The 12,438-nt window shown below is 61.9% G+C and carries 9 protein-coding genes; all 9 read right to left on the reverse strand.

Translation table 11 applies throughout. The annotated features are described in order from the left end of the window. Positions 1–11: 11 nt before the first annotated feature. The gene (locus FEE99_RS17640; RefSeq protein WP_041480987.1) at positions 12–671 is read right to left on the reverse strand and encodes a glycosyltransferase; all 660 of its coding nucleotides are present in this window, start codon (positions 669–671) and stop codon (positions 12–14) included. Continuing rightward, positions 668–1,267 (reverse strand): SAM-dependent methyltransferase, encoded by a 600-nt coding sequence (locus tag FEE99_RS17645; RefSeq protein WP_143979114.1) that lies wholly within the window; start codon positions 1,265–1,267, stop codon positions 668–670. Before FEE99_RS17645 ends, FEE99_RS17640 begins: the two co-directional genes overlap by 4 nt. Then, entirely contained in the window at positions 1,264–2,022 is a 759-nt protein-coding gene (locus FEE99_RS17650; protein WP_041480985.1) for a PIG-L deacetylase family protein, read from the reverse strand. Before FEE99_RS17650 ends, FEE99_RS17645 begins: the two co-directional genes overlap by 4 nt. Next, the gene (locus FEE99_RS17655; protein ID WP_041480984.1) at positions 2,019–3,017 is read right to left on the reverse strand and encodes an acyl-CoA dehydrogenase family protein; all 999 of its coding nucleotides are present in this window, start codon (positions 3,015–3,017) and stop codon (positions 2,019–2,021) included. Before FEE99_RS17655 ends, FEE99_RS17650 begins: the two co-directional genes overlap by 4 nt. 1 nt (position 3,018) lies before the next feature. After that, positions 3,019–5,178, reverse strand: a complete 2,160-nt coding sequence (gene glgX, locus FEE99_RS17660) for a glycogen debranching protein GlgX (protein WP_041480983.1) — start codon at positions 5,176–5,178, stop codon at positions 3,019–3,021. A gap of 239 nt (positions 5,179–5,417) precedes the next feature. After that, complete coding sequence (locus FEE99_RS17665) at positions 5,418–5,756, reverse strand: DUF2934 domain-containing protein (protein WP_041480982.1); 339 nt, start codon at positions 5,754–5,756, stop codon at positions 5,418–5,420. Positions 5,757–5,777: 21 nt separating this feature from the next. Continuing rightward, positions 5,778–8,552, reverse strand: coding sequence for a malto-oligosyltrehalose synthase (locus FEE99_RS17670; RefSeq protein ID WP_041480981.1), 2,775 nt, complete (start codon positions 8,550–8,552; stop codon positions 5,778–5,780). Then, on the reverse strand, positions 8,549–10,627 hold the full coding sequence (malQ, locus tag FEE99_RS17675; RefSeq protein ID WP_041480980.1) for a 4-alpha-glucanotransferase: 2,079 nt from the start codon (positions 10,625–10,627) through the stop codon (positions 8,549–8,551). The genes FEE99_RS17670 and malQ overlap by 4 nt, the downstream gene beginning before the upstream one ends. Then, positions 10,624–12,426 carry a malto-oligosyltrehalose trehalohydrolase gene (gene treZ, locus FEE99_RS17680; RefSeq protein WP_041480979.1) on the reverse strand — a complete coding sequence of 601 codons (1,803 nt, stop codon included), beginning with the start codon at positions 12,424–12,426 and terminating at the stop codon, positions 10,624–10,626. Before treZ ends, malQ begins: the two co-directional genes overlap by 4 nt. Positions 12,427–12,438: the final 12 nt, after the last annotated feature.

Genomic DNA, 12,438 nt, shown 5'->3' on the forward strand with positions numbered 1-12,438 from the left:
TCCGTATTTTTTTATTCCAGCTGTGCCAGATTGCGCAGAAAGTCACCGAATCCGCCCTTGGCCCGACTGTCCAGACGGGCGCTGGTGTGCACTTGCGGACGGTGACTCCAGGCGATATTCGCACCGCTGCGCTCCAGCGCACGCACCAGTTGCACGTCCTCGTCACAGGTCAGCGGTTTGAAACCGCCGGCCAGGCGATAAGCCTCGGCGCTGACACCGAGGTTGGCGCCGTGAATGTGTCGATGCCCATCGCGCGCCTGATAATGGCGGTGATAGCGAATCTGCGCCGCTTCATCGATCGATTCGTGCCAGTGCTCGACGGTCACCGTGCCGCACACTGCGTCCGCCTCCAGTCCCAGTTGCGCCGCCAGCCAGTCATCGGCGACGCGGCTGTCGGCGTCAGTGCAGGCGATCCAGCGGGCACCGCGCTCGAGCAGCAGTCGCGCACCGGCGGCTCGGGCTTCGCCGACGTTGCGTGCGTCGATCTGCAGGCTCAGCACCGGATAAGCGCTGACGATCTGCGCCGAGGCGTCACTGCAACTGTCGAGCACCACCAGTATTTCCACCGGCTCGCCGCCCAGTTGTGCATGCTGGCTGGCGCGCAACGCTGCACGCAGGCATTCATCAAGCAGCGCCTCTTCGTTGTGCGCCGGAATCACGATACCGATCAACGCAAGCCCTCCAGTGCCGCCACCGAGCGTGGCTCGCGGCTCCACAGTTCGAGAATGAAATCCGCTTCCTGATGCAGCACCAGACGCGGCAAAGCCAATTGATCGTGAATCTGATCGTGGACCTGACGTGCATTCAGCGGACAGCCCTCGATCGGCGGGCGCCAATGGCAAGCCAGCAGTTGACCGTCGGCGGTCAGTGACTCACTGATCCGGCGGATCATTTCTGTCAGATCTTTTTCGTCGAGGTAGTAGCCGATTTCGCTGAATACGATCAGGTCGAATTTTTCCTCCGGCCAGTCAGCCGGAAGGCGGCCCTGACGGACTTCGGCATGCTCGAACACACTCAAGCGCGTCCGCGCCAGCTTCACCGCCGCGCTCGCCGTGTCGCAGGACAACAGGCGGTCGGAGCGCGGAGCGAGTTCTGCACTCAGTTCGCCGTTGGCGCAACCCGGCTCGAAAACCGACCTGTAGCGCGGACGCGGCAGGGCAGCGAGGGTGATCGCGCGCTTGCGCTGTTCGTACCAGCGCTGGCGGAACGCCCATGGGTCGTCATTGCCCGCGAACAGGCCGTCGAAATAGCGGTCATCGACGCTCACAGGAACACCACTTCAAAAGGTTGCAGCAAACGATCAAGCACATAGGGCGCAAGCACCGGCCCGAGCCCGACGTCGCGGTCGCCTTCCAACTGGCTGGCGAACGCGTGGGCCGCGTGGCGTTTGCGCGCGATGTGCGTGGGTGACAGAAGAATCTTGCGCGCGCGTTCCCATGGTACCGAGGCGTCTTCCGGGGTTGCCCAGTGCCAGGTCCAGACCGGAAGTTCATGGCAGGTCGCACCAACGCGTCGCGCCGCTTCGACACTGGCGCGGCCGACGGCCTCGTGATCGCTGTGACCGTCCTGGCGCCAGGTAGTGAAAACCACGTCACTGGCATGCAGGTAACTGGCGATGAATTCGCTCAACCCGGTTTCCTGAGCCGCCACTTGCGTGTCGGTAAACCCGCCGCGCAGCCATTTCAGGCTGTGCATCGGCAAGCCGAGGCGGCGCAGAGCTTCGGCGGATTCCTGCGGTCGCACCACGCTCAAGCGTTCGACCGTCCAGCGTTGCGAGCCGGGGTGACTGGCGCTTCCATCGGTAACCGAGATCAATTGCAACGGCCGTCCGGCTGCCGCCAGCAACTGCATGATGCCGCCGCAACCGAGCACTTCGTCATCCGGATGCGGCGCGATGATCACCGCCCGCGAACTCAGCGGTACCAGGTCAAGAACGTCGATGGCGGGCAGTTCAGCCAGACGCTGCGAACCCTGCCATTGCTGCAGTGAAGTGCCTTGGCCGACGATCGGGTTGTCCCTCATAACGCCCAGACCTCGCAGGATTGACCGGCAATCCGCTGGCCCAGCGCAGCAAGGTCGCGTTCGGCGTGACTCTGGCGCAGAAATACCGGCAAGTCGGCACTCAGTCGCGCAAAATGCCGATCCTGACAAAACGGCCCGGCACCCAGCGCCCGGCCGACTTCGCGCATGACCTGTTCGGCAGACTGTTCGACCACCGCGCGGGCGCGACGGGCCAGCAGTTCAGCGTCAGCCTCAGGCTGCGCATCGATTTGCAACGCGCTGAAGCGCAACACGTCGGCCGCCGCTTGCAGTGCTGTGTCAGTCGCACCGAGATGGGCGAGGGCGTGCGGTTCATCGCGTTGCGCGCAATGCTGACGCAGCCCTTCGGCAATCCGCCGTGAAGCGCCGTACCAGCAAGCCGCGATACCGATCCCGCCCTGCCAGAACCCCGGCCGTTGCAGGTAATCACCGGGGTTGCCAATGGCCTGCGCTTCGGCGTTTTCAAACAGCACTTCGACGCTGCCGGTGGCCGCCATGCCCACCGCTTGCCAGCCTTGATCGGTGATGGTCACGCCAGGTTGATCGAGTGCGACTGCAACCAATTGCTGCTGATCATCAGCGTCCCACGCAGTGAGCAAGGCGTGGCTGAGCACCGCCGCGCCAGAACACCAGGCCTTGCGCCCGTTCAGCGTCACCATATGCCCGGCCGGCGTAACTTTTACCCGCGCCTGCGGCGGCTCGGCAGCCCACATGCCCCACGTGCTGCCTGGGGTTGGCGTACCGCCCAATTGCTCGATGATCGCCAGCGCATCCGTGTGGCCTTCATAGAGTTTGCACAGCCCTAGATCGTGTCCACCCACCTCCGATAGACGCTGAAAGCGCTCCAGCGTGTGACCGCTGCCGGGCAACGGCAAGCGGTCAAGGCCGGCCTCGACCATTGCCCTCAGGCAACGGCCGAGGGCGTTGGTGTCGGCGTAATCTGGCGGACGTCGGGCCAGATAATGTTGAAAGTCCATATCAATCTTCTTCGTCACGTTGCAGTTCGAACAACAGCAACGAACGCCCGGTCACCGAATACTCGTGACCGAATTCGAAGCGTTCCTGGCCACGAATCGACGGCTGATTGGTATCGATCATGCAGGTCCAGAAGCCGCCGTCCGGCACTTCTGGCAGCGTGAAGTTGACGATGTCGTGGTGGGCGTTGACCACCAGCAGCAGCGTCGCGTCGGCGCCTTTGCGACGGATGCCGGTTTCCTGCGCGCGACCGTCGAGCAGCATGCCGAGGCAGCGATTGTGCGCATCGTGCCAGTGCTCGGTGGTCATCTCGGTGGCGTCTGGTGCCAGCCAGGTCACGTCCTTGACGCCGATATCTTCGTTGTACTCGCCGACCAGGAAGCGTCCGCGACGCAGGATCGGATAAGTCAGGCGCAGTTTGATCAGGCGTTTGACGAACTTGAGCAGGGCCTTGCCGTCCTCGCTCAGGTCCCAGTTGACCCAGCCGATCTCGCTGTCCTGGCAATAGGCGTTGTTGTTGCCGTCCTGGGTGCGGGCGAACTCGTCACCGGCAACGATCATCGGCGTACCTTGGGCCAGCAGCAGCGTGGCGAAGAAGTTGCGCATCTGCCGATGGCGCAGAGCGTTGATTTCCGGATCGTCGGTCGGGCCTTCGACGCCGTGGTTCCACGACAGGTTGTTGTTGCTGCCGTCCTGGTTGTTCTCGTCGTTGGCTTCGTTGTGCTTGTCGTTGTACGAGACCAGATCGTTGAGAGTGAAACCGTCGTGGGCGGTGATGAAGTTCACCGACGAATACGGCCGACGCCCACGCTGGTTGAACATCTCCCCGGAAGCGGTCATGCGGCTGGCGAAATCGGCGAGCTGGGCGTCGTCACCTTTCCAAAAGGCGCGCACGGTGTCGCGGAACTTGTCGTTCCACTCAACCCAGCCCGGCGGAAAGTTGCCGACCTGATAACCGCCGGGGCCGCAGTCCCAGGGTTCGGCGATCATTTTCACCTGACGCAGCACCGGGTCCTGACGGCAGGCGACGAGGAAGCTGTGGCGCTCGTCAAAACCATCGTGGTAGCGGCCAAGAATGGTTGCCAGGTCGAAACGGAAACCGTCGACGTGCATCTCACTGGCCCAGTAGCGCAGGGAGTCAGTGACCATTTGCAGCACGCATGGGTGACTCAGGTCCAGCGTGTTACCGGTGCCGGAGTCGTTGATGTAGTAGCGCTTGTCATCGGGCATCAAGCGGTAATAGGAGGCGTTGTCGATACCGCGCATCGACAGAGTCGGACCTTGCTCGTTACCTTCGGCGGTGTGGTTGTAGACCACGTCGAGAATGACCTCGAGATTGGCATCGTGCAGGTGCGCGACCATTTCCTTGAATTCGGCGATCTTGCCACTGGCCAGATAACGCGGGTCCGGGGCGAAGAACGCGATGCTGTTGTAGCCCCAGTAGTTGGTCATGCCCTTTTGCAGCAGATGCTGATCGTTGACGAAGGCGTGAATCGGCAGCAGTTCGACGGAGGACACGCCGAGTTTACGAATGTGCTCGAGCACGTCGTCGACCATCAAGCCGCCAAAGGTGCCGCGCAGGTTTTCCGGCACCGAAGGATGACGCATGCTGATGCCGCGCACGTGGGTTTCATAAATGATGGTTTTGTCCCACGGCACGCTGACGCGATGGTCGTTGCCCCAGGTGTGGGCCGGGTCGATAACCTTGCACTTGGGCACGAACGGCGCACTGTCACGCTCGTCGAAACTCAGGTCGGCGTCGGGGTGGCCGATGGTGTAGCCAAACAGCGCTTCCGACCATTTCAGCTCACCAACCAATTGTTTGGCGTAAGGGTCGATCAGCAGTTTGTTGTGGTTGAAACGGTGACCATTGGCCGGGTCATAAGGACCATAAACGCGGTAGCCGTAGATCAAGCCAGGATGCGCATCCGGCAGGTAGCCGTGGTAGATCTCATCGGTGTATTCCGGCAGCTCGATGCGTTCGAGTTCGACTTCGCCGGCATCGTCGAAAATGCACAGCTCGACCTTGGTGGCGTTGGCGGAAAACAGAGCAAAGTTCACCCCCAGACCATCCCAGGTCGCACCGAGCGGGAAGGGCAGGCCTTCACGGATTCTCGACGGCTCGGCGTGCGCAGCGGGTTCGGCTTTCTTTGGACGGGTCATGATTGCTCCTGCAAAAAAACGGGACAGTTCAGGCAATGAGATTTCCTTGTGGGAGCGAGCCTGCTCGCGAAAGCGTCGGTACATTCGACGTTTTCACCAACTGACCTAGCGCTTTCGCGAGCAGGCTCGCTCCCACAGGGTGGTGTGTTTTGCCCCAAGAAGGGCTTTCTTCGGGGCGCAAGAACCCCTTGTGGCGAGCACGCTCGCCACACAGTCATTCAGTTCAAATATGGATCGGGTCAGTTCGCCGGAGGCTTCTTCGCAGCTCGCGGCTTTTTCTCGGCAGCCTTTTCGCCCGGCGGGACTACTTTGGCCGTGGCCGCAGGCTTGGCTTTCGCCGCTGGTTTGGCTTTGGCGGCTGCCGGTGTCTTGCCGTCGGTGCTTTTCGCTGTTGCGCCTGTAGTCTTGCCAGCCACTTTGCTGCCAGCCGCCTTGGGTGGCTTCTTGGGTGCCAGCGCTTCGGCCTCGGCCAGCTTGCGCGCCATTTCCCAATGACGTTCTTCGTGGCCTTCAGGTTTCCCTTCCGACTCCCAGATCTGATAGGCGAATTCGCGAATGCGTTTATCGTCGGTGCTCATCGCAATGCTCCTGAACTGAACTCATGCTTGTGTTAAGTGTTGGATAAAGAGATTGACCGGGACATCCCCCAGCGCTTCGCTGACATTCAGCTCCCTGTTTTGTGTGACTACGCTGCTTGCAAAAAGTCCCTTCAGGTTTGCATCCGAAGCGGCAGACGGTAAAACCACCCGCGTATCGCCCCAGCGCAGCGCATCGACCTGCGGGATGGCACTGTTTTCCAGCAACGTTGCGCAACGCACCGGCACTACGACAATGGCCCGCACGCCTTCGTGTTCACGCGCGAATGCCAAGACGTTGTGCGCCTGACTGCCCAGTACTTCCAATGGCTGGTAATCGCCACGGCGGAAAAGCTCGCCGTGCTCCTTGCGCAGGTTCAACACCTCACTGATCAGCGCCTGTTTGATGCGCCCGTCACGCCAGTCCTTAAGCAGCTCGGTACCCCGCACGGATGCCTGCAACGCTTGCTCGCGTGCGGCGTAATCCACCGGGCGGCGGTTGTCCGGGTCTACCAGACTGAAGTCCCAGTACTCGTTGCCCTGATACAGATCCGGCACACCCGGCACAGTCATGCGCAGCAAGGTTTGCGCCAGCCCGTTGAGCGCGCCGGCAGCGGCGATGCTGTTGACGGTCTTGCTCAGCGCCGCGCGCAGCAACTCGCCTTCTTCGCCAGTCAGCAGCTTCTCCGTGAAAGCCTGGGCCGCGTTTTCATACGCTTCGTTCGGCGCGCTCCAGCTGCTTTGCAGCTTGGCTTCGCGCAGGGCTTTCTGTTGCCACTGCCAGATGCGCTTGGCGTAATCGGCGAAACCGGCCTGGTCATCGTCCTGCAGGTCCAGCGGCCAACTGCCGAGCAATGCCTGATAGAGGATCAGTTCGTCGCCAGCGGAAGGCGCGTCATCTTCGATGCGCACCGGGCGGGCGAGGGCGCGCCACAGTTCGACCTGGTCGGCGTACCAATGGCTTCGCTCGCTCAGCACGGCCAGCCGGGCACGGGTGTCTTCACCGCGCTTGTGATCGTGGGTGGCAGTCGCCAGAAGGTTGTCGGGAAACTCCGTCATGCGCTGTTGATTGACTTCATGGAATTCGCTGACCGGCGCACTGAATTGCTCGGTGTTGTAACCGACATCGTTGCGCGACAGCAGCACCGCCGAGCGATACAGCGCAGTATCTTCCACAGCCTTGGCCGCTGCGGGCGAGGTCAGTTGCTGAAACCGCACGCAGGCATGCTTGAGGATCTTGCGCGAGCGCCCCCGTGGCTTGCGTCGCCATGGCGTGCCGCCAAGCCAGCTGGCGACCGAGTCGAGCACTGGCCAGTCAGCTTCGCTGAGGGTCTGCCGCGCACCGTCCATGGCGTGCAGGAAAATCGCTTCGTCCTGCTCGGAACGGCCCATCGCGCTGATGTAGGTGCGATAAACCGGGAAGTGCACGATCAACGCATGCAGCACGCGGCGAATCGCGCCCAGGGTCAGGTCGCGGGTCATCAAGTCATCCCGCGCGACTTGATGCAGCGCCTGGGCAACACTTTCGAAGTCGCTGGCCAGCGAACCATTGAGGATTTGCTGACGGGCCAGTTGCGCTTCTTCCATGAACGCTGCCGGGCGCTCGGTACGGCGCTGCCAGAGTTCGCCGAGGACATGTTCGCCGTCCGGGTCGTGTTGCAGCAGCGACAGCTGATTCATGAACTCGTAACCGGTGGTGCCGTCGACGCTCCAGTCGCGGCGCAGGGTTTCGCCCTCACCGAGGATCTTTTCGACATAGATGGGCAGATGACGTCCCGGTGCCAAGTGATCCAGACGCCGACGCAATTTGCGGCAGTAGCCACGCGGGTCGGCAAGGCCGTCGATGTGGTCGATGCGCAGGCCGTCGACCAGACCTTCTTCAACCAATTGGAAGATCTTGCCGTGGGTTGCTTCGAACACTGCCGGGCGCTCCACGCGCAGACCGCCAAGCTCGTTGATGTCGAAGAAGCGCCGCCAGTTGATGTCGTCCGCCGCCGTGCGCCAGCTGGCGAGGCGATAGCTTTGCCGCTCGAGCAACTCGTGGAGCTTGTGGAAGCCCTCGTCGGTGGTCGAATCGTATTGGGCGACATTGCTTTCGATGGTGGCCAGAACACGCGGATCGCTTGCCAGCTCTCGCAACTCCTGCTTCAGCGGGATCGCCAGCGAGTGGGCATCGGTCTGGTAACTGAGCGTACTGAAGCGATCTGCCAGCGATTTCAGCGTGTCGTCGGACTTGAGCAGCTCGCCATAGTTGTTCGGGCAGATCGGGAAGTGGTGGTCGTAATGCTCGACGTAAAAAGTCCCGGTCTGCGCGTTGAATTTGAGCTTGAGTGTGCCTTCCTGCAACGCCACGCCGTAGTCACTGCCAAGAAACGGCAGCAGCAATTGGCCTTCCATCAACGGGTCCGGCGAGTGCCACTGAATGTCGAAGAATTCGCCATACGGACTCAGGCGTCCCCATTCCAGCAGGTCGAGCCACCACGGGTTGTCATTGCCGCCCACGGCCATGTGGTTGGACACGATGTCGAGAATCAGCCCCATGTTGTGTTCACGCAGGGTGCTGACCAGTTGGCGCAATGCCGGCTCGCCGCCCAGCTCCGGATTGACCTGGGTCGGGTCGACCACGTCGTAGCCATGCATGGAACCGGCGCGCGCCGCCAGCAGGGGCGAGGCGTAGATATGGCTGATGCCGAGCCGGGCAAAGTACGGCACCAGTGGCACCGCTTGTTCGAGGGTAAAACCTTTATGAAATTGCAGGCGCAACGTGGCGCGCAGTGGCTGGATTTGCTGTTGATTCATTGGTCACGCTCAGAGGCTTGAAGGCGCGCGCAGGCCAACAGTTCCAGGCGGCGGGCGGCATCGGGGCCGTCCAGCAACGCTTCGCTGGGACCGGGCAAACGTCGCGACCAGTTCGGATGTGAATCGGTGGTGCCAGGCAGATTCGGCTGTTCATCGATACCCAGGGCATCTTCCAGCGGTAGCAGTACCAGCGGCGCGCGGGTATGGCCGAGGAAGCGCACACTGGCATCGACCACTTGATCGGCTTCGTGGGACTCTTCGCGGAAGTTCTGTGGATCCTGACGCAGCGCATCGCGCAGGCCTTCGCGTTCACGCTCGCGATGCCGGCGCCAGTCGATTTCGCCGTTGGCATCGACCAGACCGAGGCGCGCGTTCCAGTCGATATCGCGGCCATGCCACCAGCCATTGAGTGTTGGCAGGTCATGGGTGCTGGTGGTGGCGAGCGCGTCATCCGGCCAGTCGAGAATCGGTTTGAAGCGGGTATTGTCCTGTTCGAACAACAGCACGCGCATGCCGAGAATCGAGCGCGCGGCGAGTTTTTCCCGCAGGCCTTCCGGCACGGTGCCGAGGTCTTCGCCGAGCACGATGGCTTGATGCCGATGCGACTCGAGGGCCAGCAGACGCAGCATGTCGTCGAACGGATAATACAGATAGGCGCCATCGGCCGGGGCGGCGCCGTTGGGAATCACCCACAGGCGTTGCAGGCCCATGACATGGTCGATGCGCAGGCCTCCGGCGTGGGCGAAGTTGGCGCGCAGCATCTCGATGAAGGCACGGAAACCGTTGCGGATCAGCCCTTCCGGCGAGAACGCGGAAATGCCCCAACCCTGGCCGCTGCGATTGAGAATGTCCGGTGGCGCGCCTACGGTCAGCGAAGCGAGCAATTCATCTTGGAAGCTCCAGGCCTGACTGCCGGCACCGTCAGCACCGACCGCGAGGTCGGCGATCAGGCCAATGCCCATGCCGGCACTGCGCGCGGCAGATTGCACGCGCTCGAGGCAGCGATGGATCAGCCATTGGCAGAAGGCGAAATAACCTATGCGCTCGGCATATTCTTCGGCAAAAGCGCCCAGCGCCGCGCCGCGCGGGTCGTGCCAGTGCTCCGGCCATTCGCGCCAGTCGAGGCTTTCGCCACGGGCGGCGCGCATTTCCTGAATCGCTTCGAAGCGGCAATGGTTCTCCAGCGCTTCGCCACCGGCATGACGGAAACTGGCGAAGTCGGCGTGCAGCGGATGCTCGCCAGCGACGAAACCATCATATAAGGCTTGCAGCAGTTTCTGCTTGGCTTGGGCGGCGGCGGGCCAGTCGATCAGCTTGAGATTTTCCAACTGGTCGAACTGCGCGGCCAGGCCACTGGCATCGATTGCGTCGCGCAATGCGCGCTCGCCGAGAATGCTGCCCGGCGCTGCGTACAGTGAATTGAGAAACAAGCGGCTGGACGGCGAATAGGGGCTGTAGCGGCCATTGTCTGAGCTGAACATCGCGTGCATCGGACTGATCGCCAGCGCATCGGCGCCGCGTTCACCCGCTACACGAACCAATTCCTCCAGTGCCTGGGTGTCGCCAAAACCACCGTCACCCGGACGGCGCAGCGAATACAGCTGGGCGCTCAGACCCCAGGCGCGCGGGATCGGACTATCGACCGCATCGCCAACGCTGAAACAACGCTCAGGCGCCACAGCGAGAGTGAAATACTGATCGCCGATGTGCACTTGCTGGTAACCGACCGGAATCAAGCCGGGCAACATGGCTTCGTTGTCCAGCTTGAGGTTCATCTGCGAGCCGTCTTCAAGATGAATCTCGCAGGGCGTCTCCGGTGTGAAGTAGCGACTCAGGTCGAGGGCAACGCCAACGTCGCAGGTCAGCAGGGGCGGCAGATGGCGGTCTTGCTGGACTTCTTGCAGTTGCAACAGGCTGGCATCGATTTCTTGCGCGGTGCTGGCGGGGTGGCCGAGTCCGACCAGGACATTGCGCAACACAGCGGGAGCGACTTTTTGCTGACGCCCGTTGGCGTCGATCCAGTCGACGGCAAGGCCGGCTCGACTGGCGAGTATTTCCAGTTGCGCATCGCTCATAGGCGCTCTCCATCCAGGGGGTGCAAAAGGGGTGCGGCCGTGAGGCTGACGAGCGCTGTGTACGCCGGCAGTTGGTTCGGGTCCGACAGTTCGATCGCGGCTGGCTGTTGAAACAGCCACTCGGTATCGGTCTGTGCAGGGTTGACCACTGGCGTGTCACTGAGGTTCAGGTCAATTCGCAGCTCACTGCCGTTGCCCAGCCGCCAGCGCGCGCTGACCGCTCCATAGCCGAGCATTTGCGCGCCCAGAGCCTGGGTCCCGGAGAGATGAGGAATGATGTACTGATGGCGCAACTTCAGCAGTTGTCGGTAGAGCTCTTGGGTCTGCTGTTGCAATGGCGTGCCGCTGCCGGACAGTCGCGGCTGCGAAGCGTGGAAGGTGCTTTCGGCATTTGGATCGGGGATCTGCTCGCGCTTGTGCGGATCGGTGAAGGCACTGAATGCGGCGAACTCGTTGCGCCGACCTTCACGCACCAGTTCCGCCAGTTCACCGTGGTGGCTGGTGAAAAACAGGAACGGTTGCTCGGCGGCGAATTCGTCGCCCATGAAGACCAGCGGAATCATCGGCGACAGCAGCAACAACACCGTCGCCGCCTGCACCGCACGCGGGTCGGCAAGCTGATGCAGACGTTCGCCAAAGGCGCGGTTGCCGATCTGGTCATGATTCTGCAAAAACAGCACAAACGCAGTGGAAGACAGGTGCTCGCTCGGCTCGCCCCGAGGTTCGCCATGGCGAGTGATGTGGCCCTGGAATACGAAGCCCTGACTCAGGCAGCGCACCAGTTGCTTGGTGGGCTGCGCGGCATAGTCGGCGTAATAGGCGTCAGTTTCGCCGGTCAGCAGCACATGCAACGCGTTATGACCGTCATCGTTCCATTGCGCGTCGTAATCGTTTTCCAGCAGGCTCGACTGGTTCAGCTCGTTTTCGACGGTCAGCCAGACGTGGCGGGTCGGGTCGATCTGCTGGCGAATGCGCCGGGCCAGATCGCTGAGGAAATCCGGGTCTTCAATTGCGTGCACCGCATCCAGACGCAGGCCGTCGAAACGGTATTCGAGCAGCCACATCAGTGCATTCTCAATGAAGAACTCGCGCACTTCCGGGCGGCGGAAATCGATCGCCGCGCCCCAAGGCGTGTGCTTGTCCTCGCGGAAAAAGCCTTTGGCGTAACGATGCAAATAGTTGCCGTCGGGGCCGAAGTGGTTGTAGACCACGTCGAGAATCACCGCCAGGCCATGACCGTGGGCGCTGTCGATCAGGTGTTTGAGTTGTTCGGGGGTGCCGTAGGAGGCTTGAGGTGCATAGGGCAGCACCCCGTCGTAGCCCCAGTTGCGATCACCGGGAAATTGCGCCAGCGGCATCAGTTCGATCGCGGTAATGCCCAGCGCCACCAGCCGCGCCATATGCTGTTCGACTTCGGCAAATCCACCGAGCGCACCGACGTGCAACTCATAAATTACCGCTTCACTCCACGGCCGACCATTCCAGGTCGTGTGCCGCCATTGATAGGCATGGGGGTCGACCACCACGCTGTGGCGGTCAAGGTCACCATCCTGCGCTCTGGAGGCCGGGTCCGGCACCTCCAGTTCGCCATCGATGCAGTAACGGTAGCGACTGCCCGCCGGGCAATTGGCCTTGATTACAAACCAACCGTCACCTTCAGGCAGCATGGGCAACGATTTTCCATCTTCCAGTTCCACACTGACGTAGAACGCGTCAGGCGCCCACAACGCAAATTGCGTGTGCTCGGCATCCAGCATGATCGCGCCGTGGGGCCAGGTTTCTTGGGTCCTTGACGGCATTTTCTGCAACTC

The sequence above is a fragment of the Pseudomonas sp. ef1 genome, assembly GCF_007293365.2.
Classification (GTDB): Bacteria; Pseudomonadota; Gammaproteobacteria; order Pseudomonadales; family Pseudomonadaceae; genus Aquipseudomonas; species Aquipseudomonas siliginis.